Annotated in this window: 23 protein-coding genes; 14 read left to right on the top strand and 9 right to left on the bottom strand. The window is 59.8% G+C overall.

Translation table 11 applies throughout. The features are described 5' to 3' along the window. The first annotated feature begins 74 nt into the window (after positions 1 to 74). From QA648_RS28665 to QA648_RS28655, 3 genes are all read left to right on the top strand, one after another. Complete coding sequence (locus tag QA648_RS28665) at positions 75 to 1,868, top strand: hypothetical protein (protein ID WP_283052263.1); 1,794 nt, start codon at positions 75 to 77, stop codon at positions 1,866 to 1,868. A 139-nt stretch (positions 1,869 to 2,007) separates the two neighbouring features. Further along, the gene (locus QA648_RS28660; RefSeq protein WP_260304326.1) at positions 2,008 to 2,352 is read left to right on the top strand and encodes a DUF3302 domain-containing protein; all 345 of its coding nucleotides are present in this window, start codon (positions 2,008 to 2,010) and stop codon (positions 2,350 to 2,352) included. Next, the gene (locus QA648_RS28655) at positions 2,352 to 3,509 is read left to right on the top strand and encodes an HlyD family secretion protein (protein ID WP_260304325.1); all 1,158 of its coding nucleotides are present in this window, start codon (positions 2,352 to 2,354) and stop codon (positions 3,507 to 3,509) included. Before QA648_RS28660 ends, QA648_RS28655 begins: the two co-directional genes overlap by 1 nt. 141 nt (positions 3,510 to 3,650) lie before the next feature. On the opposite strand, the gene QA648_RS28650 is transcribed toward QA648_RS28655, so the two are convergent. Next, complete coding sequence (locus QA648_RS28650) at positions 3,651 to 4,658, bottom strand: LacI family DNA-binding transcriptional regulator (RefSeq protein WP_283052262.1); 1,008 nt, start codon at positions 4,656 to 4,658, stop codon at positions 3,651 to 3,653. A gap of 278 nt (positions 4,659 to 4,936) precedes the next feature. Between QA648_RS28650 and QA648_RS28645 the strand changes: the two genes are divergently transcribed. From QA648_RS28645 to ugpC, 6 genes are all read left to right on the top strand, one after another. After that, positions 4,937 to 6,181: an alpha-L-fucosidase gene (locus tag QA648_RS28645; protein ID WP_283054295.1), complete on the top strand. Its 1,245-nt coding sequence runs from the start codon at positions 4,937 to 4,939 to the stop codon at positions 6,179 to 6,181. Positions 6,182 to 6,215: 34 nt separating this feature from the next. After that, positions 6,216 to 7,001 carry a DUF4037 domain-containing protein gene (locus tag QA648_RS28640; RefSeq protein ID WP_104827371.1) on the top strand — a complete coding sequence of 262 codons (786 nt, stop codon included), beginning with the start codon at positions 6,216 to 6,218 and terminating at the stop codon, positions 6,999 to 7,001. Positions 7,002 to 7,087: 86 nt separating this feature from the next. Further along, positions 7,088 to 8,302: a sugar ABC transporter substrate-binding protein gene (locus QA648_RS28635; RefSeq protein ID WP_260304323.1), complete on the top strand. Its 1,215-nt coding sequence runs from the start codon at positions 7,088 to 7,090 to the stop codon at positions 8,300 to 8,302. Between the two features lie 79 nt (positions 8,303 to 8,381). Beyond that, positions 8,382 to 9,308, top strand: a complete 927-nt coding sequence (locus QA648_RS28630; RefSeq protein WP_104827951.1) for a sugar ABC transporter permease — start codon at positions 8,382 to 8,384, stop codon at positions 9,306 to 9,308. After that, complete coding sequence (locus QA648_RS28625) at positions 9,298 to 10,152, top strand: carbohydrate ABC transporter permease (RefSeq protein WP_283052261.1); 855 nt, start codon at positions 9,298 to 9,300, stop codon at positions 10,150 to 10,152. Before QA648_RS28630 ends, QA648_RS28625 begins: the two co-directional genes overlap by 11 nt. A gap of 30 nt (positions 10,153 to 10,182) precedes the next feature. Beyond that, positions 10,183 to 11,250, top strand: coding sequence for a sn-glycerol-3-phosphate ABC transporter ATP-binding protein UgpC (gene ugpC / locus QA648_RS28620; protein WP_283052260.1), 1,068 nt, complete (start codon positions 10,183 to 10,185; stop codon positions 11,248 to 11,250). Between the two features lie 52 nt (positions 11,251 to 11,302). On the opposite strand, the gene cueR is transcribed toward ugpC, so the two are convergent. Beyond that, entirely contained in the window at positions 11,303 to 11,770 is a 468-nt protein-coding gene (cueR, locus tag QA648_RS28615) for a Cu(I)-responsive transcriptional regulator (protein ID WP_104827365.1), read from the bottom strand. Positions 11,771 to 11,827: 57 nt separating this feature from the next. After that, complete coding sequence (locus QA648_RS28610) at positions 11,828 to 14,320, bottom strand: heavy metal translocating P-type ATPase (protein WP_283052259.1); 2,493 nt, start codon at positions 14,318 to 14,320, stop codon at positions 11,828 to 11,830. A gap of 160 nt (positions 14,321 to 14,480) precedes the next feature. Between QA648_RS28610 and QA648_RS28605 the strand changes: the two genes are divergently transcribed. From QA648_RS28605 to QA648_RS28590, 4 genes are all read left to right on the top strand, one after another. After that, complete coding sequence (locus QA648_RS28605) at positions 14,481 to 14,675, top strand: heavy-metal-associated domain-containing protein (protein WP_260304319.1); 195 nt, start codon at positions 14,481 to 14,483, stop codon at positions 14,673 to 14,675. 15 nt (positions 14,676 to 14,690) lie between these two features. Beyond that, positions 14,691 to 15,101 carry a DUF305 domain-containing protein gene (locus QA648_RS28600; RefSeq protein WP_260304318.1) on the top strand — a complete coding sequence of 137 codons (411 nt, stop codon included), beginning with the start codon at positions 14,691 to 14,693 and terminating at the stop codon, positions 15,099 to 15,101. A 113-nt stretch (positions 15,102 to 15,214) separates the two neighbouring features. Then, positions 15,215 to 16,693 (top strand): multicopper oxidase family protein, encoded by a 1,479-nt coding sequence (locus tag QA648_RS28595; protein WP_283052258.1) that lies wholly within the window; start codon positions 15,215 to 15,217, stop codon positions 16,691 to 16,693. A 216-nt stretch (positions 16,694 to 16,909) separates the two neighbouring features. Further along, complete coding sequence (locus QA648_RS28590) at positions 16,910 to 17,248, top strand: carboxymuconolactone decarboxylase family protein (RefSeq protein WP_283052256.1); 339 nt, start codon at positions 16,910 to 16,912, stop codon at positions 17,246 to 17,248. A 115-nt stretch (positions 17,249 to 17,363) separates the two neighbouring features. Here QA648_RS28590 and QA648_RS28585 read toward each other — a convergent pair whose 3' ends face one another. From QA648_RS28585 to QA648_RS28565, 5 genes are all read right to left on the bottom strand, one after another. Continuing rightward, positions 17,364 to 18,155, bottom strand: coding sequence for an amino acid ABC transporter ATP-binding protein (locus QA648_RS28585; RefSeq protein ID WP_283052254.1), 792 nt, complete (start codon positions 18,153 to 18,155; stop codon positions 17,364 to 17,366). Positions 18,156 to 18,166: 11 nt separating this feature from the next. Beyond that, entirely contained in the window at positions 18,167 to 19,456 is a 1,290-nt protein-coding gene (locus QA648_RS28580; RefSeq protein ID WP_283052253.1) for an amino acid ABC transporter permease, read from the bottom strand. Position 19,457: 1 nt separating this feature from the next. Further along, complete coding sequence (locus QA648_RS28575; protein ID WP_283052251.1) at positions 19,458 to 20,711, bottom strand: ABC transporter permease subunit; 1,254 nt, start codon at positions 20,709 to 20,711, stop codon at positions 19,458 to 19,460. Positions 20,712 to 20,826: 115 nt separating this feature from the next. After that, positions 20,827 to 21,843, bottom strand: coding sequence for an amino acid ABC transporter substrate-binding protein (locus QA648_RS28570; RefSeq protein ID WP_283052249.1), 1,017 nt, complete (start codon positions 21,841 to 21,843; stop codon positions 20,827 to 20,829). A 148-nt stretch (positions 21,844 to 21,991) separates the two neighbouring features. Further along, complete coding sequence (locus QA648_RS28565) at positions 21,992 to 23,230, bottom strand: MalY/PatB family protein (protein ID WP_283052247.1); 1,239 nt, start codon at positions 23,228 to 23,230, stop codon at positions 21,992 to 21,994. Positions 23,231 to 23,344: 114 nt separating this feature from the next. Here QA648_RS28565 and QA648_RS28560 point away from each other — a divergent pair, with 114 nt between their 5' ends. Next, positions 23,345 to 24,244, top strand: coding sequence for a LysR family transcriptional regulator (locus QA648_RS28560; protein WP_283052246.1), 900 nt, complete (start codon positions 23,345 to 23,347; stop codon positions 24,242 to 24,244). On the opposite strand, the gene QA648_RS28555 is transcribed toward QA648_RS28560, so the two are convergent. Then, positions 24,245 to 25,000, bottom strand: a complete 756-nt coding sequence (locus QA648_RS28555; RefSeq protein WP_283052244.1) for an alpha/beta hydrolase-fold protein — start codon at positions 24,998 to 25,000, stop codon at positions 24,245 to 24,247. It abuts the gene before it with no gap. Between the last annotated feature and the right edge of the window lie 87 nt (positions 25,001 to 25,087).

Here is a 25,087-nt window from a genome sequence, read left to right as displayed (position 1 = left end):
ACCTTAATTAGAGGCGTAATATACATGAACATACAAGGGCGATAAGACGACCGCTACGGTCGCAGGGGGACACCATGCAGAGCGCTTGGGCAAGCGGTGGAGACGACACGTCGTCTCCTGAGATGTGGGAGATCCGAGAGCAGCTTCAGCGAATCCTTTCAAGTGAAGAGTTCCTGGCACCGGAGCGGGGCCGCAGGTTTTTGGAATATGTCGTTGAAGAGACGCTGGGCGGACGGGCTGATTATCTCAAGGCTTACACGATTGCACAGGAGGTTTTTGCCCGGGATGCATCGTTTGATGCTCAGAACGATCCGGTCGTCAGAATAGAAGCCGGCCGGATTCGTCGCGGCCTCGAACGCTACTATCTGGTTGCCGGGTGGGCCGACCGGATCATCATCACCATACCGAAAGGTGCCTATATACCTTGTTTCCGGTATGCGACTGCTGCTGACAGGCTGGCCGATCGGCCCGATTCCGACAATGTCCTGGAGACCCCGGCCGAAGTGCAGAAGCCGGTGATCGTGGCCGATCGCGCGGATAGGGCACCTCCGCCCGTGTGGCTGTGGTATGCGATTTCCGCGGCGATAGTCCTGACGACGTTCGTCGCCATTATCCCGCCGTTGAGCACTTTTTTCTTTTCATCGCACAGGGCTCAAAATGCCGCTCCGGCTGCGGCGGGAGGAGGTGTTCCCAAAGTTCTCGTCGAACCGTTCGAAGAAATTTCAAAGGAGGGTGGATCCGCCGACATCGCCCGGGGGCTCACGGACGAAGTCATTGGCGAGCTTGCGAAATTCAAGGAAATTGCCGTCATTGCAAAGGAGCCGCTTTCCAGCCCGGACATACGGGTGGAAGAACCGCGCTTTGCGCTGCAGGGCGGCATACGCGTCGACGGAAACAAGCTTCGGCTTACGGCCAGACTTGTCCGCCGCTCCGATGGATCGGTGACCTGGGCGAACAATTACGACAGGGACCTTCGAGTGCAGGATATACTTGAGGTCGAAGCCGATATCGCACGGCGCGTCGCGACGGCTGTCGCCCAGCCTTACGGCCTGATCTACCAGGCCGACGCCGCACGTTTAGCCCAATCTCCGCCCGACGACTGGGATGCCTATGCATGCACCTTGTCCTATTACAGCTATCGGATCGATCTGAACCCGCAAAACCATGCCGCCGTGCAGGACTGTCTCAAGCGCACGACCGAGCGTCTTCCGGCTTATGCAACCTCGTGGGCATTGCTCTCTCTGACCTATCTGGACGAGATTCGCTTCCAATACCGGCTGGACATGCCGCAATCACCACATCCGTTGACGCTTGCTCTTGAAACCGCCAAGCGTGCGGTGGAAATCGATCCTCAGAATGCTCGGGCGTTGCAGGCATTGATGCTCGCGAACTTCTTCAACGGCGATGTCGACGCCGCATTGAGGGAGGGAGCCGCCGCCTATGCGATCAATCCGAACGACACGGAAGTTGCCGGAGAATATGGATTCAGGCTCGCCTTCTCAGGAAAATGGGAAACGGGTTGCGAACTGATGTCGAGTGCCATCAGCAGAAACCCAGGCCCGATTGGATATTATGAAGTGGGCATGGCACTTTGCGCCTATATGCGGCGGGACTATCAGGCGGCCGAGCTTTGGGCACGTATGGCAGATCTCAAATATAATCCGATGCACCATCTCGTGCTGCTCGCGATCCTTGGCGCGGAGGGCAAGCTCGACGAAGCCAGCCGAGAACAGGACTGGCTCAAATCGAATGCGCCCGCACTCCTGACCAATATTCGTAGGGAAGTCGCAATACGGCTGCAGCGCCCATCGGACCAAGAGCATTTCCTTTCAGGATTAAGATCGGCCGGCGTCACGGTTACCCCCTGAAATCAAGGTTTTGCTGAAAACTCTGCGGCTTGGCTAATAGACGATACGTGATGCTACAGGCGTTTGAGGTCTGGCGGCGTTACTATCTCCTCCTCGATGACGGCCGGTCGGCTCGGTCACAGGCCGAAAAGGAGGAACCGTGTTTCTCGACTATTTTGCACTTGGGGTGCTGATTTTCATGGTGGTCACTCTCTTCTATGCGGTGATCGCGATTCACGACATTCCGCATCTGATCGCCAAGGCTCGCAACCACCCTCACCAGGATGCCATCCATGTTGCCGGTTGGGTGAGCCTGTTCACCCTGCACGCGATTTGGCCGTTTCTCTTCATTTGGGCGACCCTCTACCGGGAGGACCGCGGTTGGGGAATTCGACCCGATGGCAAGCTTTCGCGCGAAGCCGAAGCAAATGCCGAAATCGCACGTCTTCATGCCCGGATCGCTGAGCTCGAAGCGCAACCGTCGTCGGAGAGGGAGAAAGCCTGATGGATCTGCTCCTGATACTCACTTATGCCGCGATCTGCTTTACGATCTTTAAGGTGTTCCGGATTCCGGTAAACCAATGGACACTCTCGACAGCGGTCCTGGGCGGCATCTTTTTGATCGGGGCTCTGCTGCTCATCATGAGCTACAATCATCCCTATTCCGGGGACGGGCGCATCTATTTCACTTCGGCGCCGGTCATTCCCGTCGTCGGCGGGCAGGTCGTGGAAGTCCCGGTCGAGCCGAACAAGCCGCTGAAGAAGGGCGATGTGCTCTTCCGCATTGATCCGCGACCCTACCAGTTTGTCGTCGATCAGAAGAAAGCAGCGCTTGCCGAGGCGAAGCAGACGGTCCTTCAATTGAAGGCTGCTCTCGACGCCGCCAATGCCGGAGTCGTCGGAGCGGAAGCCTCGCGAGATCGTGCGTTGCAGGCATTCGAGAAATTCCAGAACTCAAATGAGAACGCGAAATCCAGCGGCCGGGGTGCCGTCTATTCCGAACTGGAGGTCGAAAACCGGCGTGGTATCTATCTGACCGCCGAAGCCGCCGCAGATACGGCACGTGCCCAGGCTGTCCAGGCAAAACTCGCCTATGAATCCGAGATCAATGGTACGAACCCAACCGTCGCCCGGTTGACGGCGGAACTGGGCAATGCGGAATACGAGCTTGACCAGACGACGGTGCGTGCGCCGAGCGATGGCTATGTGACCCAGGTCTTCCTTCGCCCCGGCATGATGGCCAACCCGTTGCCATTGCGTCCGGTGATGGTGTTCATCAACAGTGAGGACCGAATGCTCGCCGCAGCGTTCATCCAGAATTCGCTACAGCGCGTGAGTGTGGGCGACGACGCCGAAGTCGCTTTCAAGGCGGTTCCTGGCAAAATTTTCAAGGCACGCGTCGAAGAAGTCATCGACGTCATGGCCCAGGGACAGCTTCAGCCTAGCGGAGCGCTAATCGATCCGCAGTCGCCGGAGCGTACCGCACCGGGACAGACGCTGGCGCGTATCGAACTGCTCGAAAATACGGACAAATATCAATTGCCGGGAGGCGTCGTTGCGGAGGTTGCGGTTTATACCGAGCACTGGCATCACGTCGCCGTCCTCCGAAAGGTCCTTCTGCGCATGAGCAGTTGGATGAACTACGTCTTCCTGGAGCACTGAACGGCGAGGCAATCGCGCAGGACGTAGGAAGAGGCAGAACCGGCGATGGAGATGGAGGGCTGCGCGCATGAGCAGCCCTGCCGCATGAGCGGTTTTGCTGCGCCCTTGATATGAGATCGCCGCGCTTCGATGTGCGATGCCCTAAATTCTTCGGCAGGAATTGCCCGGAACGAATTTCGGCGTCAGCACAAAATCCTGTGCCGGCTCGACGGCGCCTTCCGGGTTGGTGATGCGGTGCATGAGGCGGCGGGCGATGATGCCGCCGAGCGCCAGTGTGTCCTGAACCACCATGGTAATGCGCGGAGTGATGACCGAGCTCCATTGCACATTGTCGATCATCGCGAGCGAAATGTCTTCCGGACAGCGGAACCCCAGCTCCTGCATGGCCTGTAATGCCGAAAGCGCCACGGTGTTGTTGGCGCCGAGGATTGCGGTGGGCCGCTCGGGCTGGATCAGCAGGCGCATGGCCGCTTCGTAGCCGGCGGTGCGCGTGAACTGCCCGTCGACGACGAAATTCGGGTTCACCTCAACGCCGGCATTGGCCATGGTCTCGGCAAAGCCGCGATAACGCTCCGTCGCCGTGTGCATATGGCTCGGGCCGGTGATGAAGGCGATGCGCTTGTGGCCGAGTTGAAGAAGATGCTCTGTCAGCATTGCGCCGGCGAGGTAATTGTCGGACCCGACGAAATCGCGCTCGATCCCGGCAACCTTCTGGTCGAAGCAGACGATCGGCACGTTCAGGCCTGCGATGAAATCGATATAGTTCTGGTCATAACCTGACGGCGCAAGCGCCAGGCCGGCGGTCTTAAGGCCGATCAGGTGCTCGACCATCGCCCTCTCGCGATCCGTCTTGCCGGAGGAATCGGTGACGACGACGAAATGCTCGTGGTCGAGCGCATAGTTTTCCAGCTCGCGCCGGATATCCCCGAAAAACGGGTTGCCGACATTGCCGACGACGAAACCGATCATGCGGCTGCGTCCGCGCGCAAGGCTTTGGGCAAGCGGGTCGGCAACGAAGCCGACCGCGGCAATCGCCTGGCGAATTTTCTCCAGCGTTTTCTGGCTGACACGCGCCGGGTTGCTGAGCGCCAGCGACACCGTCGAGACGGATACGTCGGCGAGTTTGGCGACATCGCGAATTGTGGCCATGAATTTTTCGAACCGTTTCTATCGCCTTTTGCTTTCCGATCGAAGGTACTTCCATCGATGAATCGCTGTCACAAATCTAACATTTGTCGGCCATGAAGCAATATGCAGAAAGAGATTTCAACAGCGCGCTTGACATGTAGGGCAGGAGGGTCAATGATTAAATCGAACCGGTTCGATTAAGCCGTAACACTTGGGAGGATAGTGTGACCGACGCAGCGATCAGTAGCGGCCGTGATGTGGCCGATGGCAAAGCATGGTTTGGACACGACCGCTTCGGCATGTTCATTCACTTCGGGCTGTACGCCCTCGGCGCACGGCATGAATGGCTGAAGAACCGCGAGGAGTTCACCACCGAGGCCTATCAGAAGTATTTCGACAACTTCGATCCCGACCTCTACGACGCCCGCGAATGGGCGCGTCGCGCGCGCCAAGCCGGCATGAAATATGTCGTCCTGACCGCCAAGCATCACGAGGGTTTTTGCCTGTGGGATAGCAAGGTCACCGACTACAAGGTCACCAACACGCCCTATGGCAAGGACCTGATCGGCCCTTATGTCGAAGCGCTTCGCGCCGAGGGGCTGAAGGTCGGCTTCTATTATTCGCTGCTCGACTGGCATCATCCGGATTTCCCCATCGATGGGCATCACCCGCAGCGCAACCATCCCGACGCCGCCAAGCTCAATGAGGGCCGCGACGTCAAGCGTTATGCCAAGTACATGCGCGATCAGGTGACCGAACTTTTGACGAACTTCGGCAAGATCGACGTGATCTGGTTCGATTTCAGCTATCCCCGCCGCGTGTACAAGGGGCTGCCCGGCAAGGGCCGCGCCGATTGGGAGAGCGAAGACCTCATGAAGCTGGTGCGCCAACTACAGCCCGATATCATCGTCGGCGACCGCCTCGATCTTCCGCGCGACGCAGATCACATGCCCGACCTGGTGACGCCGGAACAATATACGCCGCGTATCGCTCCGACGGTTGCCGGATTGCCGGTGCGCTGGGAAGCCTGCCACACCTTCAGCGGCTCCTGGGGCTATTATCGCGATGAGACGAGCTGGAAGGATGCCGGTCAGCTCATCAACATCCTGGTCGATACGGTTTCGCTCGGCGGCAATCTTCTGATGAATGTCGGCCCGACCGGCCGCGGCACTTTCGATGCCCGCGCCATCAAGGCGCTCGACACCTATGGCGAATGGATGCGGTTGAACGGTCGTGCGATCTACGGCGCCGGCCCCTCTACTTACAAGGCTCCGAGCGGCTGCCGCTTCACCCAGAAGGGCAATCGGCTCTATCTGCATATCCAGACCTGGCCGTTCCGCCACATTCATATCGAAGGGCTGGGGCGTAAGGTCAAATATGCGCAGTTCCTGCATGACGCCAGCGAACTCCATTGGCTCGATCCGGATGCCGATGTCGATTCCAATATTGGCGTCGCCGTTGGCGAGGGCGTACTGAGCCTGGAGCTGCCGGTGCTCAAGCCGGATGTCGTCACGCCGGTCATCGAACTGATCCTCAAGGACTGAAGGAGATAGCGAAACCCAGCCGCCCGGTGCCGTCATGAGCCGCGAAGCCGAACTCATTGCCGCGATGACCCCCTTGATCGCCGATCTGGCCGAAGACGGCAATGGCGCTGTCGCGCTCGCCGGGTCGCGCGGCAAGGGGTGGTCGGATGCGCAATCGGATTTCGACTTCCGGGTCTATGCCGATGCCTATCGCGGACCGGAGGTTCGGCAAACCGAGGCATGGAGGCGTTTTGAGGCCGCTCTGCAAAGCTGGCAGGCCGAGGGTATCCGCATGGATGGGGTCTGGATGCGCCGTTACGCAGGCGTGCAGCGCGATCTGGAATCCTGGCTTGCCGGCATGCCCGTGCCCAAAACCTTCGAATGGACGATCTGGGGCTATCACCTGCCGACAGATCTCGCCAGCCAGCAGATCATCGCCGATCCGCGCGGTCTGTTGACCGGCTGGAAGCGGCAATTGGCGGAGTATCCGGAAGCACTCAGGGCCTCCGTCCTCAGCCAGTACATGGATATTCTGCGCTACTGGGCCAGGGATTATCACTATGAGAGCAAGGTCGCTCGCCGCGATCTCGTCTTTCTCGTGGGGCTGACGGGCAAGCTTGCCAACGCCATTCTGCAGACGGTCTTTGCCCTCAACCGGGTCTATTTCCCGGGTGACGGCTGGAATCTGCCCATGGCAGCCGAACTCGAGCGGCTGCCCCCTGACTTCCTGCAGCGGATGACCGCCATTCTGGAGCCGGGACAAGGTTCGGACCCCTGGCGGCGCCAACGAACGGAACTGATCGGCCTGATCGCCGACCTGGAGGTTATGATCGCGGCCTGAACGAGCCGCAAGACCAAGCCGGAGGGGAGCGTCCGGAGTGTGATCAGCGTCACTGCAACCAAAGTCATTATGGAGGAGGAACCATCATGAAACGTTCATTGATCTTTGCCGCCGCCCTTGCGGCGAGTTCACTACCTGGCATCGGCGCTAAGGCGCAGGATGCTCCCGTGACCCTTACCTGGCAGATGTGGGGCGAGCCCAACGATGCGCAGCTCTGGCAGCAACTGGCCGATCTCGTCACCCAGCAATATCCCAATATCAAGGTCCAGCTACAGCTTTCAGGATGGACGGATTATTGGACGCGCCTGCCGGTTCTGACGGCATCGGGCCAGGTCGCCGATATAGTCTCGATGCAGTCTATGCGTATGCCCAATTTCTATTCGATCCTCACGCCGCTCGACGACTACGTGAAGAACAGCGATGTGAAGGTGGCGGATTTCGAGACATCGATCATGTCCGGGCTTTCCCATGACGGCAAGCTCTACGCGCTGCCCTACGACGTCGGCCCCTGGATGGTCTTCTACAATCGCGATAAGTTTGCCGCCGCCGGCTTGAAGGAGCCTGCCAAGGACTGGACCTTCGATGACTTCAAGGCGGATGCCAAGACGCTGACGAAGGACGGAACCTATGGTTACGGCACCCAAGGCTTCGATTTTATTGCCGGCCCCGTCGCCCTCGGTGCGGAATACTTCAATTCCGACAATGAATTCGACCTCACCAATGCCGGCTTTGTCGATGCCTTCAGCAAATATGCCGATCTCACCGCCAAGGACAAACTCTCGCCAGTCTTCGCCTCGGCAGCCGATGCCTCTGCAGCAAGCGGCCGTTTCGCCTCTGGCAATGTCGCCATGTATATCGACGGTCCCTGGACGCTGATTACCGCGCAGGCCAACGTCAAATTCAAGATCGGCATCGCGCCGCTGCCACGCGGAAGCGGCCCGTCGCGCTTCATCACGGCCGGCTCGGGCTGGGGCATTTCCGCCACCAGCCAGCACAAGGATGCGGCTTTCAAGGCGCTGCAGGTGCTGAGCGGTCCGAAGGCGGCCGAGATCCTCGGCTCGGCCGGGCGCGCGCTGCCGGCCCGTCTTGCGCAGCAGACCGCCTGGTATGACGGCGCGGCCAAAAATGTCAGCGGCACCCGCGACACGCTGCAATATATGTTCGCCCACACCACGCCGTTCCGTATCAACGAGAAATGGAACCAGTTCGAGAATCTGGTGATGCAATATGTGCCGCTGGCGCTGACGGGAGACTCGAAGCCCGAGGGTGTGCTGAGCGACATTCAGAGCCAGCTTCCCTAGCCCCCAAGGGATCTGGCCTGCCTGCGGCCGGGCCTACCAGCTCGACCGCAGCGCCCTTGCCGGAAAGGAGAGGCCCATGATGCTGGGCAAACACACCGACATGATCGCAAGACCAAGGCCACGCTCGCGCAAATGGTTCAGAGGCGAGGGATGGACGGCCTTGTTCTTTCTGCTGCCGGGCCTGATCGGCATCGTGCTATTCCTCGTCCTGCCGATCCTTGCTTCGATCGCGCTCAGCTTTACCAACTGGCAATTGCTCGGTACGCCGCGTTTCGTCGGCATTTCCAATTACACGCGCCTGTTTACGACGGATCCGCAATTCTGGACGGTCATGCGCAACACCATCTTCTTCACGGTCGAATATCTGGTGCTGAATATCGTCATTTCGCTCGGGCTGGCGACGTGGATTTCGAGCCTGAAGATCGGACAGCGCTGGTTCCGGGTAATCTTCTTCCTTCCGACCTTCACCCCGCTCATCGCGGTCGCCATGGTCTGGATGCTGATTTTCACCAGCGGCGGCCTTTTCGACAGCCTGATGGCTGCGTTGTCATTGCCGTTTTCAGGCGTCCTCAACGATCGCACGCTCGCCATGCAGGCTGTGGTGCTCACATCGATCTGGGCTGGCGTCGGCTACAATACGGTTCTCTTCAACGCCGCTCTCGACATGGTGCCGGCGACCTATCTGGAAGCGGCGCGGATCGACGGCGCCACGGCCTGGGATCGCTTCTGGAAAATCCGCCTGCCGCTGATCTCTCCGACCTTGTTCTTCGGCACGGTGATGACGGCGATTACGTCGCTGCAGGTCTTCGACCAGATTTTCGTCATGACGAAAGGCGGGCCGGGATCGTCGACCGCAACGCTCGGCTACGCCATCTACCAGCGCGGCTTTCAGAATTTCCAGATGGGCTATGCCTCGGCAATCGCCTGGGTGATGTTCGCGCTGATCATGGCGCTGACCGCCCTGCAATTCTGGTTCCAGCGCAAATGGGTGCATTATGACGCTTAAGTCCAAAGCCAGAGCGCGCCGGAAGCTGGTGCTCGATATCATCAATCACGCTGCTCTTACGCTCGTGGCGATCGCCTTCCTGTTTCCCTTTTTCTGGATGGTCTCGAATGCGGTGCGCTCGAATGCTGAAGTGACGGCGATACCGGTGCGCATCCTGCCCGAGGTCTTCGAATGGGGTAATTTCGCTGCAGCCTGGACCAGGCTGCCCTTCGGCCGCTTCTTTCTCAACAGCGCCGTCATCGCCGTCTGCGTGACTGTTATCACCGTCGTCGTCTCCTGCCTTTCCGGCTACGCTTTTGCGCGGCTGAAGTTCAGAGGGCGTGAAACCTTGCTGCTGGGCTATATCGGCACGCTGATGGTGCCGCCGCTGATGCTGATCATTCCCCTGTTTCTGATCGTCAACAAGCTGGGCCTGGTCAACACTTTCCCCGGCGTGATCCTGCCGATCTCCTTCGGCACCTTCGGCGCATTCCTGATGCGGCAGTTCTTCCTCTCCATTCCCATGGAGCTGGAGGAAGCCGCAAGGATCGACGGCGCGTCGCGCCTGCGTATCCTCATCAGCATCATCGTGCCCCTGTCGATGCCGGCGATCGGGCTGCTGTCACTGTTCACCTTCATCGGGCAGTGGAACAATTTCCTCTGGCCCCTGATCGTCATGACCGGTGCCGACAATGCCACGCTGCCAGTCGGTCTCACCCTGTTCCAGACGCAGCAGGGCACGCAATGGAACTATCTGATGGCGGGCGCCGCCCTTTCCATGCTTCCCGGGATCTTCCTCGCGATCATCCTGCAGAAGCTCATTTACAACAGCATCGCACTCAATGCGGGCATGGGCGGGCGTTGACGCACCGGCCGACATTATCGGGAGAGATCCATGGCAAAACTGACCATTCGCAACGCCATCAAACGCTACGGCGCGCTTGAAGTGCTGCATGGCGTCTCCGTCGCCGCGCAGGACGGGGAATTCGTCGTTCTGGTCGGCCCCTCGGGCTGCGGCAAATCCACTTTGCTGCGCATGATCGCCGGGCTTGAAAGCATCAGCGACGGTGAGATCGAAATCGGCGACCGCATCGTCAACGATCTCGAACCCAATGAGCGCGATATCGCCATGGTGTTCCAGTCCTACGCGCTCTATCCGCATATGACCGTGCGCGACAACATGGCCTTTTCGCTGAAGCTCGCGCGCCGCAGCAGGCAGGAGATCGAGCAGAAGGTGAGTGATGCCGCCGCGATCCTCGACCTTGCCGCACTCCTCGATCGCTATCCCCGGCAATTGTCCGGCGGGCAGCGCCAGCGCGTGGCAATGGGGCGCGCCATCGTCCGCAACCCGGCGGTCTTCCTCTTCGACGAGCCGCTTTCCAATCTCGATGCGAAACTGCGCGTGCAGATGCGCACGGAGATCAAGACGCTGCACCAGCGGCTCGGCACCACCATGGTCTATGTGACGCATGACCAAATGGAGGCCATGACCATGGCCGACCGCATCGTCGTCATGCGTGGCGGGCATATCGAGCAGATCGGCTCGCCGCTCGAAATCTACGATGCACCGGCCAACAGCTTCGTCGCCGGTTTTATCGGATCGCCATCGATGAACTTCATAGACGGCCTCGTTGTCGAACGGGGCGGAGCCATGGAATTGCAGGCCGCGGAAAATCTGCATTGGCCGCTGCCGGAAAGCGCCCGCCGCCATCTCGGTCGATCCGTCCAGCTCGGCATACGGCCGGAACACATCGCCGTCGATGCAGATGGCGTGCAGGCCAAGGTGATCATCATCGAACCGACCGGCTCCGACACGCATCTGCAATTGCAAGCCGGGGCGCATTCCATCGCTGCCGCCGTGAGGGATCGCCCTCCCGTAGCCACAGGCCAGGCGATCCAGCTCAAAATCGACACCGCAAAGGCGCACCTGTTCGACCCATCGAGCGGCGAACGGCTTGGTTAAAGGATGGCTATGGCTTAGTAATCGCAAATGGGGTGCAAGCCCTCCCCAAGTCTCAAAACTTGCGCTTCATCCGGTCACGCGGCGAGATTCTCGAAGTATATTTAGGGTTGGCGATGCGGGCATCATCCGTGTCGCGGGTCTCCAAATCGTCCAGTATGGGGCAGCCCGGACGATCGTCCCCGGTGCACTTCGTAGCCAGCTCCTCAAGAGTTGCGGCCATCTGCTCCAGTTCCTGGATTTTAAGCCGAAGCTCGGCGATGTGCGCAAGCGCAATCCGTTTGACATCGGCACTTTGCCGTTCGCGGTTGACCCACAGATCTAGAAGCGTCTGAATTTCCGCAACCGGAAAGCCGACATCCCGCGCGCGGCGGATGAAGCGCAACACGTGGACATCATCCTCCGAATAGTCGCGATAACCTGAAGCCGTACGATCGGCCGCCTGAATGAGGCCGGTTTGTTCGTAATAGCGGATCATCTTGGCCGATACGCCCGATGCCTTCGCCGCCTGTCCGATATTCATGAGTTTTCTCCTGCGTAGGGTAGCCGGTCCCGTGCGGGACCGGCTGTACCTGGTTTATCAATTGGCGACCCTGAACCGGCGGAGCCTCAGCGCATTGCCGAGCACGAAGACGCTCGAAAGGGCCATGGCACCCGCCGCGAAGACCGGCGAGAGCAGGATACCGAAGGCCGGGTAGAGGGCACCCGCGGCGACCGGGATCAGGGCCGTATTGTAGGCAAAGGCCCAGAACAGATTCTGACGAATGTTGCCGATCGTCGCCTTGGAAAGCGCAATGGCGTTCGGCACGCCCTGCAGGCTGCCCGACATCAGGACCACATCCGCGGCCTCGATGGCGATATCCGTGCCCGTGCCGATGGCGAGACCCACATCCGCTTCGGCAAGCGCCGGGGCGTCGTTGATGCCGTCACCGACGAAGGCGACCTTGCCATACTGGCTCTTGAGGCCGCTGATCGCGTCGACCTTACCATCCGGCAGCACTTCGGCTACGACCGCGTCGATGCCCAACCGCGCCGCAACGGCGTTCGCAGTGCGGGCATTGTCGCCGGTAATCATCGCGACCTTGAGGCCGAGATCGTGCAGGGCCTTAATCGCCGCAGGCGTCGTGTCCTTGATCCGGTCCGCCACGGCGACAATCGCCGCGAGCTTGCCGTCGATCGCGGCATAGAGGGGTGACTTGCCCTCTTTGCCGAGGTGTTCGGCGACCGAGGCGAAACCGGCGACGTCATAGCCAAGTTCGGCCATGTACCGGTCGGCGCCGATTTGGACTAGCTTGCCGTCGACTTTCGCCTGCACGCCGAAACCGGTAACCGATTCAAAATCCGACACGGATGACAGCGAGAGACCTTCCCCGGTGGCGGCGTCGACGATCGCACGGGCGATCGGGTGCTCGGACTTGGCCTCGACGGCGGCGATGAGGCTGAGGACGATCGGCCTGTCAAACCCGGTGGCCAGGTCCAGATCCGTCAGCGTCGGTTTGCCCTCTGTCAGGGTGCCGGTCTTGTCGACGGCGACGACCTTGGCGTCCTTCAGCAGTTGCAATGCCTCGCCCTTGCGGAACAATACGCCGAGCTCTGCGCCTCGGCCGGTGCCCACCATGATCGAAGTCGGCGTCGCCAGACCCATGGCGCAGGGGCACGCGATGATCAGAACCGCCACGGCGTTGACGAGCGCAAAGGTAAGGGCGGGCGAGGGGCCGAAGTAGAGCCATGCCACGAAGGTAATTGCGGCCACAGCCATGACGGCCGGCACGAACCACATGGTTACCTTATCGACCAGAGCCTGGATGGGCAGCTTGGAGGCTTGCGCTTCTTCGACCATGCGAATGATTTGCGATAGCACGGTGTCGCCACCGACGGCCGTCGCACGGAACGCAAATACACCTTTCTGGTTCACCGTGCCGCCGACAACCGCGCTGCCTGTGGTTTTCGATGCCGGGATCGGTTCGCCCGTAATCATCGACTCGTCGACATAGCTGTTTCCTTCAACCACTTCTCCATCGACGGGAACACGTTCGCCGGGCCTGACTTCGACGATATCACCGGCGACAACCGAGCCGATCGGCAGATCGACAGCCTTGCCATCCCGGCGAACACGGGCGCTTCTGACCTGAAGGTCGACCAGGCGCTTGATCGCCTCGGAGGTGCGTCCTTTGGCGCGGGCCTCCAGCAGGCGGCCGAGCAGGATGAGCGTTACGATGACACCGGCGGCTTCGAAATAGACGTTGATCGTGCCAGGGGGGAGGAAACCGGGCGCGAAGGTTGCGACCAGCGAATAGCCATAGGCCGCGAGCGAGCCGATGGCGACCAATGAGTTCATGTCTGGGGCAAGCCGCCCAAGTGCCGGAAGTCCCTTATGATAGAAGCGGATGCCGGGGAGAAAGAGGACGAGCGTCGTCAACGCGAACTGGATGTACCAACTCCACTGCATGCCGATCGTTGATTCGATGAGGCTGTGAACGCGCGGGATGAAATGCGATCCCATCTCCATAAGAAAGACCGGCGCCGTAAGCACGGCGGCTATGGTAAAGTCGTGGCTGAGCTCGCGCCGTTCGGCGTCCTTCTTCTCGGCGCGCTCGGCGTTTTCGTCCTCTCGGTCGGCACCGACAAGCTTCGCCTCGTAGCCGGCGTTTTCGACCGCCGCGATCAGGGTTGCCGCATCCGCCGATCCTTTGACCGTAGCACGCTCGGTCGCAAGGTTGACGGCGGCCTCGCTGACGCCTGGAACAGCCTTCAAGGCGCGTTCGACGCTGCCCACGCAGGATGCGCAGGTCATGCCTTCGATCGAAAGCTCGATGGAACTGGCCGCAGGCGCGAAATTCCCAGGCACGGAATAGCCGACGTTTTCGACAGCCTGGACGAGTTTCGCGCGGTCCATGGCTGCGTGCGCCGTTATGCTCGCCTTTTCGGTGGCGAGATTGACGGATACGGAATCGACGCCGGGCACCTCCTTTAGGGCGCGTTCGACGCTGCCCACACAGGATGCGCACGTCATGCCGTCGATAGGCAGAGATATGACCGTCGATAAATCCGTTGGCCGGACTGAACTATTCATGGGAGGTCCTTTCACGCTCCGGAATTTGAATGTGAAGGGAAGGTGGGGCTTCCAACCATGGGAAGGTCAATAGCATTTTTTTCGTCAAACAGCACTTGACCTTACCATGGTTGGAAACTCCACTTTGAGTGCCGTGAGATCAAAACCAAGGAGAATTCTCATGGAACTCAGAATCGAAAACATGACCTGCGGCGGCTGCGCAAGGTCCGTTACCAAGGCAATCCAGTCCGTCGATCCCGACGCCAAGATCGAGACCAATCCCGATGCACGCACGGTCAAGATCGAGACGACCGCCTCTCAGCCGGCACTTCAGCAGATTCTCGAAAAGGCCGGCTATCCGGCAACTGCGAGCTGATCAGGGAGCAAGATCATGAATAAGCTCACCCCGATCTTCATCGCCGGTGCGATCGCTATCAGCGCGGGCCTGGCGATCGCGCAGAGCCAGTTGAAGACGAACGACGCAACATCTGCGGATCATTCCATGCCGGGAATGGACATGTCTGGCGCGGAGACTACCTCATCCAGTGCCTCGTCCACCCAAGCATATGCGGCCGCAAACGACCGCATGCACAAGGACATGATGATCGAGTACAGCGGCGATGCCGACACCGACTTCATGCGCGGCATGATCCCGCATCATCAGGGCGCGATCGATATGGCCAAGGTTGCGCTGCAATACGGCAGAGATCCCGAAGTCCGCAAACTCGCCGAAGATGTGATCAATGCTCAGGAAGACGAGATTGCCACGATGAAGAAATGGCTCGCCGAACACGGCAAATGATGACTGGAGGGCGGCTTATCGAAGCTGCCTTCGGCTCAGAAACAAGAAACGCGATATTGCGGTGAGCGGCCTTATGGGTGAATCGCTCCCAAACGACCAAAAGGAAGCAATCGATGTACCGACGTACTTTTCTGACGGGCCTGGCAGGCCTTGCGATTTCCGGGCCTGCCGCGGCCCAGATGATGCACGACATGGGCAACATGACCGGACACGACGCTCACAACATGATGCCTATGGCCGGCAACAAACTTGTTTTGCCGGAAGGGCAGCCTCTGCGCGAGTTGCCGCGCCTGATGAACCAGGCCAGCGAGGCCGGCCTGTTCAAGGCGAGGCTTGCCGCAGAGCCGGGCCTCGTTCGTTTCGCCGAGGGGCTCGATACGCCCGTGCTGCTCTATAATGGCGGAAATCCCGTGATCGAGGCGCACGAGGGCGACCGGATCGAGATCAACTTCAAGAACGGCATTCCCGGCGAACCGACGACGGTTCATTGGCATGGGATGCCGGTGCCGGCCGATCAGGATGGCAGTCCCATGGAGCCAGTCGTTTCGGGCAGCGAGCGCATCTATGCTTTCGATCTGCCGGAAGGCAGCGCCGCATCCTATTGGTTTCATCCCCATCCGCACGGCCTTACCGCCGCTCAGGTCTATCGCGGCCTCGCGGGCATCTTCCTCGTGAAACCGAAGAGCGATCCGATCCCTGCCGAATATGGCGATACGGTTCTGATGTTCACCGATCTTCGGATTGCCGAAGACGGAAGCATGCCGGCGAGCAACATGATGGACCTGATGAACGGGCGTGTCGGCGACCATGTGCTGGTCAATGGCCAGAAAAACCCAGCCCTGGCCGTGGCGAAAGGCGAGAAGCGCCGCCTGCGTCTGTTTAACGCGACAAACGCGCGGTTCTTCCGGCTGAAGTTCGAGAATGCCGCCATGGTGCTCGTCGGAACGGATGGTGGCCTTATCGAGGCTCCCGTCGCCGTCGACGAACTGCTGCTTGCGCCCGCCGAGCGTGTCGAGCTGATCGTCTCCTTTGACAAGCCGGGAACGGCAAGGCTCACCACGCTCGACTATGAGCGCGGCTGGATGGGGCCGGGTAAGCCCGAGGAGGCCGGCATGACCTTGCTGACGGCAAATATTTCGGAGAAACCGGCGCCCGCCATGCCCCCGGTTCCGGTGAAGCTGCGCACCATTGAATCCCTCGCAAAGCCGACGGTCACGCGTCGCTTGGTGCTGACGGAATCCATGAAGGGCATGGAGATGGAGTTCCTGATCAACGGCGCTACCTTCGACATGACTCGCGTCGACGAAGTCTCGAAGGTCGGGCAGGTCGAACTCTGGGAAATCGTCAACCAGGCGGACATGGATCACCCATTCCATGTGCATGGGACGCAGTTCCAGATTGCCGAGCACGAAAAGGACGGCCAGGTCACCAAGCCATCATACCGGGCCTGGAAGGATACCGTGAACGTCGTAGCCGGCGAGACCGTACGCATCCTGTTGCGACAGAATTTGCCGGGGCCGCGCATGTATCACTGCCACATCCTCGAGCACGAGGATCTCGGCATGATGGGCACGGTCGATGTTCAGGCCTGAGCACCCCTTCGTCAATCGAAACGCGGAGGGAAAAGAGACGTTATCTTCCCTTCGCCTTCGATGAGCAATGCTCATGGCAACGTGAAAACATACCATTTCTGCTCATGAAGCTTATCCGCTACTCCTGAGGCCGATGTGGGCGCACCTCTCTGTTTTAACTAGGGGATCGGGCTTGCCGTCACATCGGATCAACCCAAATTCACGGAGAACCTTCAAATGCTCGAGTGGGGAAAATACCGGCAGGAACTGTCGTTGCGCGTTGCTGAACTTGGCCAGCTATCGCCGGCTACGCTCGAGGGTGTCCGCACCCTCGGCGGCGCTGGCCAGAAGACCGGCCGGCTGGATGCCAAGACCCGCGAGCTGATCGCGCTTGCCGTGGCGGTGACGACGCGCTGCGATGGCTGCATCGCCAGCCATACTGCCGAAGCCGCAAAAGTGGGCGCAACGCGCGAGGAAATCGCTGAGGCACTCGGCGTGGCGATTGCCCTGAACGCAGGCGCGGCTTTGGTTTACTCGTCGCGCGTTCTGGATGCTTTCGACACCGTCGGCGGCTGATCACGATACGAACGGAAGGCAGAGGAGGGCAAGATACTGTCCTTCTCCGCAACTCAACCATCGAGGAGGTCAATGCGCATTCAGAGCCGCGGCAGCTCGCGAGCTCCGACGATGCCTAATGACCCAGGATCTGACTGAGGAACGCGCGCGTGCGTTCCGATTGCGGCGCGCTGAAGAATGCTTTCGGTTCGTTCTGCTCCACGATCTGACCCTGATCCATGAAGATCACCCTGTTAGCCACGGCCTGCGCAAACCCCATTTCATGGGTGACGCAGAGCATGGTCATGCCCTCTTCGGCGAGCGCGATCATCGTATCGAGCACTTCCTTGATCATTTCGGGATCGAGGGCCGAGGTCGGTTCATCGAACAGCATGACGCGCGGCTTCATGCAGAGCGATCGTGCGATCGCAACACGCTGCTGCTGACCGCCTGAGAGCTGGCCGGGATATTTATGCGCCTGATCCGGAATCCTGACCTTCTCAAGGAAGTGCATGGCGAGTTCCCTGGCTTCCTTTTGCGGCATCTTGCGGACCCAGATCGGGGCGAGGGTGCAGTTCTGAAGGATGGTCAGATGCGGAAAGAGATTGAAGTGCTGGAACACCATTCCGACTTCGCGGCGGACCTCCTCGATCTTCTTCAGGTCGTTGGTCAACTCGATGCCGTCGACGACGATCTTGCCGGCCTGATGCTCCTCAAGCCTGTTGATGCAGCGGATCATGGTCGATTTGCCGGAGCCGGACGGGCCGCAAATGACGATCCGCTCGCCGCGCTGAACGGTGAGATTGATGTCGCGCAGGGCGTGAAACTCGCCATACCACTTGTTCATGGCCGTAATTTCGATGGCGACGTCTGCAAGACCGATCCGGCCGTCCTGGGGGAAAGCTCGTTGCGTAACAATGCTTGTCATGCGCATTTCTCCTAACGATGGTCCGTCTTCAGCCGGCGCTCGAGATACATCGAGTAGCGCGACATGCTGAAGCAGAAGACGAAAAACACGGCGCCGATGAAGATGAAGAGTTCCCAGTAAATCCCCTGCCAGTTCGTGTTGGCGCGAATGGCTGCGGCAAGGGCGATCGGATCGAGAAGACCGATGAACATGACGAGCGTCGTGTCCTTGAAGAGACCGATGAAGGAATTCACGATGCCAGGAATGGAAATCTTGAGCGCTTGCGGCAGGATGATGAGCCGTTGAGACTTCCAGTAATCGAGCCCGAGTGCTTCCGCGGCTTCGTATTGCCCACGCGGCAGGGCCGCCAAACCACCACGAATGACCTCGGCCATGTAGGCGCTCGCAAAGAGCGTCACCATGATGACGACGCGCAGAATGAGGTCGAAGTCGGTGCCGGGCGGCAGGAAGTAGTTCAGGAGCAGCGAAGCCGTGAACAGCAGCGTGATAAGCGGCACGCCGCGGATGAATTCGATGAACATGACGCTCAGCATATGGATGAGCGGCAGCTTGGAACGACGGCCAAGCGCGAGCAGAATGCCGAGCGGCAGCGACAATGCAATTCCCGTCACGCCGATGATGATCGAGAGCAGGAACCCACCCACGTCACGCGATGCGACAGTATCGAGAACGACCGGAACGAGACCGTTTACGTCTGATGTGACGGGTTGGACGGCGTAGATCCACCAAAGGGTCGCGGCGAGGATGGCGATGCTGACACCAAGCCCTCGACCGATACGTGCCGTCAGCATGAACAGCCCAGCGGCGACGGCAAAGCCGAGGTAGACGGAGACCGGAAACCATAGGCTTCCGCCCCAGATCAGCCAATAGGCGATGCCTGGATAGACGGCGCTGAACCAGAGCGCACGCGCCGGCACAGCGCGGAACAGGACCGGCGCCAATGCCACGAATAGCAGCCCGAAAGCCAAAACCGGCTGCCAATAGAGATTGGACGGGTAGAAGCCGAACAGAAGCTGCGGCCAGCGGTCACGGATGACGCCCCAGCATGCACCGGGCGCTCCACCCAGGAGTTGCCGGCATTCGGCAAGCGAGTCGGCTTTCCAGATGGAATTGCCAAGCCAAGGTGCGATGGCCACGGTGAGCCACACAACCGTCATCACCGACGCGACCGTCAGAAATGTGCTGAGCCAGCCGTTGAACAGGTTCTTTCTCGCCCATCGCATCGGGCCGTTTTGGCCGACGGGTCTGGCCGAGGGGGAAACCAAGTCCTGGCGCACCCAGGAGACGTTGTGCATGTTCATCTTAACGCTCCTTCAGCCTGACGCGGTCGTTGTAGATGTTCATGACGCCGGAGATGATCAGGCTGATGCCGACGTAGATCAGCATCATCAGCAGCATGCCCTCGAGCTCGCGGCCGGTCTGGTTGATCGTGATGCCGCCGAGCGTCGAACGAAGATCCATGTAGCCGACGGCAAGGCCCAGCGACGTGTTCTTGGTGATGTTGAGATATTGCGAGATCAGCGGTGGCACGATGACCCGCAAGGCCTGCGGCAGGATCACCAGACGCATCGTGCGACCTGACGAAAGCCCGAGCGCATGAGCGGCTTCCGTCTGCCCTCGGGAAATCGCAAGGATGCCGGAGCGGACGATCTCGGCAATGAAGGCGCCGGTATAGACGCTGAGCCCGATCCAGAGCGCGATGAACGAATTGCGCAGTTGCAGACCGCCCGTGAAGTTCAGCCCCTTCAAGCCGGGATAGTCGAAATGGAAGCCGAGCGTATAGAGCAGGGCGATCATCGGCACTGTGCAAACAATCAAGCTCTTCCACCAGGTCGCCGGTCGCCGGCCGGTCGCGCTTTGGAGCCGTTGCGCGTGCTTGATCAGCCCTCGGCGGACGAGAAGCGAAAATGCGAGCACGCCGAAGATCGCCACGGAATTGAGGTCGAGCACGCTAAGGCCAATATTGACCTGGCCCAGGCTGAGGGTAAATTCGGGCACCGGCAGGTAGATGCCGCGGTTCGTGATGGCGACGCTGTCCCAGAGTATCATGGAGGCCGTCGGGTTTTCGCCGCGGAAAGCGTTCGGCGCCGGCATGGCCTCCGACATGACCGCCGCCACCACGATGATCCAAAGCAGGGCGGGCACGTTGCGGAAGCTCTCGACATAGGCGGTCATCAAGCGGGCGACGATCCAGTTGTCGGAAAGCCTCAGAACGCCCGCCAGCACGCCAAGGATCGTTGCGGTCACGCAGGCGAGCGCGGCAACGATCACCGTGTTGAGCAGTCCGACCACGGCGGCGCGGGCATGGGTGCTGGTGCTCGAATAGTCGATGGCGTGAGGTGAGATGTCGTAACCGGCCGTGGCCCACAGGAAGCCGAAGGAGAAGTCCTTTCCGAGGGCGGCAAGGTTGCGGATCGTATTGTCGACCAGCCAGGCAGCCGCAAGGACAAGCATGATGAATGCGAGAACCTGGATCGTGCGGGCTCGGTAGCGGGTGTCGTTAAAGAGCATGCTCAGGTGAAACGGCTCGCGGCTAGCGTCGCTTTTCATTGCCATGAGTGATCTCCCTGAAGGTTCGCTGCGCGACCTTCGGCGCACAATGAGTGCGGTGTGGGCAAACGAGGACGGCGAAAACGAATGGCGCGGGCCGAGCCCGCGCCATAAGACGTTTTCAGCGGAACGGCAGCGGGTACATCAGGCCGCCCTGGTTCCACAGAGCGTTCTGGCCGCGGGACAAACCGATTGGCGTCTTTTCGCCAATGTTCTTGGCAAAGATTTCCCCGTAATTGCCTTCGGCGGCGATCGCACGCTTCGCCCAGGCGGCATCCAGGCCCAATTGTTGGCCGAGATCGCCTTCCTTGCCCAGCAGGCGATTGATTTCCGGATTATCCGTGCCGGTGGAGAGCTTCTCGACATTCTCGGCCGTGACGCCGAGTTCTTCGGCTTCGATCAGTGCGTTCAGTGTCCACCGCGCGACATCGGCCCATTGATCATCGCCTTGGCGCACCAGCGGGGCCAAAGGCTCTTTCGAGATGACGTCCGGAAGAATGATATGGTCCTGCGGGTTCTTGAAGCTGGAACGCGTGGACGCAAGGTCTGAACCATCGCTCGTGTAGACGTCGCAGGCACCCGCCAAGTACTTCTGCGCGATATCAGCATTGTTCTCGACCGGCACTGGCTCGTACGTCATGCCATTTTTGCGAAAATACTCGGCGAGGTTAAGCTCGGTCGTGGTGCCGGTCTGAATGCAGATCGTTGCGCCGTTCAGATCCTTGGCGCTCTTGGCGCCGAGCGTCTTCGGTACCATGAAGCCCTGACCGTCATAGAAGTTTATGCCGGCGAAGGTGAACTTCAGGTCCACGTCGCGGGAAAACGTCCAGGTCGTGGTGCGGGACAAGATATCGATTTCGCCGGAGGCGAGTGCCGTAAAGCGCGTTTGGCCTGTCGTCGGAACGAAGTTTACCGCCTTGGGGTCTTTTAGGACCGCGGCTGCAATGGCACGGCAATAGGCGACGTCCATGCCTTGCCAAACGCCGGATGCATCCGGCGCGGAGAAACCGGCCTGACCGCCGGTCACGCCGCAGTTCAGCTTGCCGCGCGCCTGAACGTCGGCCATCGTGCCGGCCGAAGCGGTACCGGCCGTCAGCGTTGCCGCGGCAATCGCGGCAAGGGCAATCATTATTTTCATTTCGCATTCTCCCAGTTTGTGATCCGGCAGCTGGCTTTTTGCCGATTTCTCCGCTGCTAAGATCGGTTGAGTTCCCAATTTTTTCGTCGTCATCGGCATGGCCGAAGACGATCGTCATTTCCGCGTGAATCCGATGATGGCTTGGCCCTCAAAGTGCGGCGACGGCGGCGGTGATGCGCCGGATCGATTCATCGACGATTGCGCGTGGGCAGCCGAGATTGACGCGCATGAATCCATGCCCCTCGATGCCGAACTTCTGGCCCTTGTCGAGCCAGACGCGCGCCTTGGTCAGCATGAATTTATTGAGGGCGTCGGCATCCATTCCGAGGCCGCGGCAATCCATCCAGGCCAAGTAAAGAGAATCCGTCGGAAGGACGTTCAGGCGCGGATCCGCTTGGTGGATCGCGGTAGAAAAATGCGCGTGATTTGCTCTGAGATAGGCCAGCATATCCTCAAGCCATGGCTCGCCATGCGCATAGGCGGCCTCGGCCGCAACCATCCCCAGCACGTTGACCAGTTCGAAGACATTGCGCTCATACTGGCGGCACAGTTCGTCGCGGAGCCTCTTGTTCGGGACGAAAGCATTGGCGCTCTGGAGACCCGGCAGGTTGAACGTCTTGCTCGGCGCGGTGCAGGTGATGCTGTTTTGCGCGAACGCTTCGCCGAGCGAGGCGAACGGGATGTGTCTCTTGGCCGGGTTGAGGATCAGATCCTCGTGGATCTCGTCGGAGATGACCAGGACATCGTTGCGAGCGCAGATTTCGCCCATCGTCCGCAGCTCGTCCTCCGACCAGACGTTGCCGGTCGGGTTATGCGGGTGGCTGAGGATGAAAATCTTCGTATTGCCGCGGATCGCCGCTTCGAAAGTCTTCTCGTTGAACCGATAGCCATCGCCGGTGAATTCGAGCGGTGCATAGGCGAGGTGCCGGCCATTCAAAAGGACGTCGTTGTGAAAATGCGCGTAGACCGGCGGTTGGATCAGGATGCTGTCTCCTGGCGCCGAAAAAGCCTGAACGGCCGTCTTCAGCGTGGTGATGATGCCGGACGTCTGGAGGATCCATTCCTTCGCGACGTCCCAACCGAAACGCCGCTGCTGCCAACCGATCACAGCGTCGACATAGGAAGTGGTTCCCCCGCCGGGATAGCCGAAGACGCCATGATCGACCGCCGCGTGAAGCGCGTCGATGACGGCTTGCGGCGCCTTGAAGTCTGTGTCGGCCACCCACATCGGCAGGGGATCGGCCGCAGCTTCGTCGGGCGTCAACAGCTTGCCTGCATAGGCCCATTTCATGGAGTTGCTGTTCTTGCGATCAATGACCTCATCAAAAATCGATGATGTCTGCGCATAATCTGCAGGGGGATGTTGCGCAGTTGCCAGCTTCGTCACAGCGGTTTCCTTTCGTCTCGGCTGCCTCGTTGAGGCCTGATTGACGAAAAGGTAGCCGCATTGCATTATGAGCGGAAATGGTATGATTTCATCTACTCATGAGTTGTTATCATAATGATCGATCGTCAGCACCTTGCGATTCTGAGAGAAGTCAGCCGCCGTGGTAGCGTCACTGCGGCCGCCGAAAAGCTGAACGTCACCCAGTCGGCTCTGAGCCATACGATCGCCAAGTTCGAAGAACGGCACGGCATCAAGATCTGGATGAAGACTGGCCGGGGCCTGCGCTTGACGCAGACGGGCGAATATCTGCTGAGCATCGCCGAACGTATCCTGCCTCAGATGGAGCATGCGGAACGGGTGCTCACCGATTTCGCGGTGGGAAGGAGGGGAGCGCTTCGTGTCGGCATGGAATGCCACCCCTGCCAGCGATGGCTCACGAGAATAGCGACGCCCTATCTGACGACGTGGCCCGACGTAGATTTCGACGTGCGCACCGCCTTTCGTTTCGATGGCGTTGAGGCGCTCCTCGGTTATGAGATCGACCTGCTGATAACGCCGGACCCCGTGGAAGCGCCGGAGTTGCGTTTTACGCCTGTGTTTGATTACGAACTGGTCCTGATGGTGCACGAGACGCATCCTCTTGCCAGCCGCACTTGTGTGCAGCCGCAAGACCTGCTGGATGAAGAGCTGATCACGGTTCCCGTCACTCTTGAGCGCCTGGACATCTACACCCAATTTCTTGTTCCGGCGCACTGCCGGCCTCGCCAGCATCGCACCGCCGAAACCATCGACTTGATGCTGCAACTCGTCTGCGCGGGCAGGGGCGTGACGGTTCTTCCGGATTGGCTGCTGCATGAGGATGCGTCCGGATTGCCCATCCGTGCGCTCCGTCTGGGAGACGCCGGCATTCGGAAGAGCATCAATCTGGGCGTACGGCGCGGCGAGGAAACCACTTCCTACATCGACGGTTTCCTGAAGCTCGCTCTGGAGATGGGGCGCTCAGCTTTGTCGTGATCAATTGCCAAGCGCCTTCTTTATGGCCCATGCAAAGCCCGGCCTGGCGGAGCCGATATGGTCCTTGCCAGGGATCACGGTCGAGGATATTCGCAGACCGCTGTAGCCGCGCGAGCGAAGACGCTCTTCAAACTTGTGCATGCCGGCGACCATGTCGCGGCTTTTTTCTCTATGAGCGGAGTCGTAACCACCGGTTTCCAGACTGCCGACATAAAGGAGCGCCTCGGCATTGAGTTGGTGATGCCCTTCAGCGTAACCGGCTTCAAGGTCAAAGATCGCTTCGTCCGCGAACCAGAAAGACGGGCTTCCCAGGATGTAGGTCTGAAACAGCGAGGGTTCGGTTAGAAGGATGCGCGCACCCAATAACCCTCCATAGGAATGCCCCCAGAAAATGCGCCGGTTGGATGCGACCCGGTAGTGGTCTTGGAGATATGGCAGGACGACATCGCCAAGATACCGCTGATAGGCGGCTGCGCCGCCATAGAGCTTTCCGCTGCTCGGAAGGGCGACCGGTGTATAATCGCGGCGCCGGCTATCCTCAAGGTTCTCGCCAAGGGCGTAGGAGAGGCCAACGATAACGGCTTGGTCAATGGCATTGCTGTTTGCGAGCGCTCGGGCGTCGCAACTTAAGGTCGGAAAAGCCCGGCCGCCATCGGCGATGATCACCAGAGGATAGGTCTTTCCCGAACTCTCGGAATAATCCGCAGGCAGGCTGACATAGATCTCGTAACGGCGGCGCGAAACAGGATCCGGCAATTGCACCGTCAGATGATCGCTTTTCGAACAAAGCGATTTGGTTTCAGAGGCTGAAGAAGGCAATGAAACCGACATTGCCGTCACGAG

It is taken from the genome of Rhizobium sp. CB3171 (assembly GCF_029714265.1).
Lineage (GTDB): Bacteria > Pseudomonadota > Alphaproteobacteria > Rhizobiales > Rhizobiaceae > Rhizobium.
The sequence above is the reverse complement of the archived record's forward strand: the minus strand, read 5'-3'. Positions and strand labels throughout refer to the sequence as shown.

What these genes read in the sequence shown, in the direction of transcription:
- QA648_RS28625 (WP_283052261.1), top strand. Translation starts at nt 9,298, where the DNA reads ATGACGCTTAAGTCCAAAGCCAGAGCGCGCCGGAAGCTGGTGCTCGAT.
- ugpC (WP_283052260.1), top strand. Translation starts at nt 10,183, where the DNA reads ATGGCAAAACTGACCATTCGCAACGCCATCAAACGCTACGGCGCGCTT.
- QA648_RS28600 (WP_260304318.1), top strand. Translation starts at nt 14,691, where the DNA reads ATGAATAAGCTCACCCCGATCTTCATCGCCGGTGCGATCGCTATCAGC.
- QA648_RS28610 (WP_283052259.1), bottom strand. Translation starts at nt 14,320, where the DNA reads ATGAATAGTTCAGTCCGGCCAACGGATTTATCGACGGTCATATCTCTG.
- QA648_RS28590 (WP_283052256.1), top strand. Translation starts at nt 16,910, where the DNA reads ATGCTCGAGTGGGGAAAATACCGGCAGGAACTGTCGTTGCGCGTTGCT.
- QA648_RS28650 (WP_283052262.1), bottom strand. Translation starts at nt 4,658, where the DNA reads ATGGCCACAATTCGCGATGTCGCCAAACTCGCCGACGTATCCGTCTCG.
- QA648_RS28640 (WP_104827371.1), top strand. Translation starts at nt 6,216, where the DNA reads ATGAGCCGCGAAGCCGAACTCATTGCCGCGATGACCCCCTTGATCGCC.
- QA648_RS28630 (WP_104827951.1), top strand. Translation starts at nt 8,382, where the DNA reads ATGCTGGGCAAACACACCGACATGATCGCAAGACCAAGGCCACGCTCG.
- QA648_RS28580 (WP_283052253.1), bottom strand. Translation starts at nt 19,456, where the DNA reads ATGAACATGCACAACGTCTCCTGGGTGCGCCAGGACTTGGTTTCCCCC.
- QA648_RS28575 (WP_283052251.1), bottom strand. Translation starts at nt 20,711, where the DNA reads ATGGCAATGAAAAGCGACGCTAGCCGCGAGCCGTTTCACCTGAGCATG.
- QA648_RS28645 (WP_283054295.1), top strand. Translation starts at nt 4,937, where the DNA reads ATGTTCATTCACTTCGGGCTGTACGCCCTCGGCGCACGGCATGAATGG.
- QA648_RS28560 (WP_283052246.1), top strand. Translation starts at nt 23,345, where the DNA reads ATGATCGATCGTCAGCACCTTGCGATTCTGAGAGAAGTCAGCCGCCGT.
- QA648_RS28585 (WP_283052254.1), bottom strand. Translation starts at nt 18,155, where the DNA reads ATGACAAGCATTGTTACGCAACGAGCTTTCCCCCAGGACGGCCGGATC.
- QA648_RS28665 (WP_283052263.1), top strand. Translation starts at nt 75, where the DNA reads ATGCAGAGCGCTTGGGCAAGCGGTGGAGACGACACGTCGTCTCCTGAG.
- QA648_RS28595 (WP_283052258.1), top strand. Translation starts at nt 15,215, where the DNA reads ATGTACCGACGTACTTTTCTGACGGGCCTGGCAGGCCTTGCGATTTCC.
- QA648_RS28570 (WP_283052249.1), bottom strand. Translation starts at nt 21,843, where the DNA reads ATGAAAATAATGATTGCCCTTGCCGCGATTGCCGCGGCAACGCTGACG.
- QA648_RS28635 (WP_260304323.1), top strand. Translation starts at nt 7,088, where the DNA reads ATGAAACGTTCATTGATCTTTGCCGCCGCCCTTGCGGCGAGTTCACTA.
- cueR (WP_104827365.1), bottom strand. Translation starts at nt 11,770, where the DNA reads ATGAATATCGGACAGGCGGCGAAGGCATCGGGCGTATCGGCCAAGATG.
- QA648_RS28655 (WP_260304325.1), top strand. Translation starts at nt 2,352, where the DNA reads ATGGATCTGCTCCTGATACTCACTTATGCCGCGATCTGCTTTACGATC.
- QA648_RS28605 (WP_260304319.1), top strand. Translation starts at nt 14,481, where the DNA reads ATGGAACTCAGAATCGAAAACATGACCTGCGGCGGCTGCGCAAGGTCC.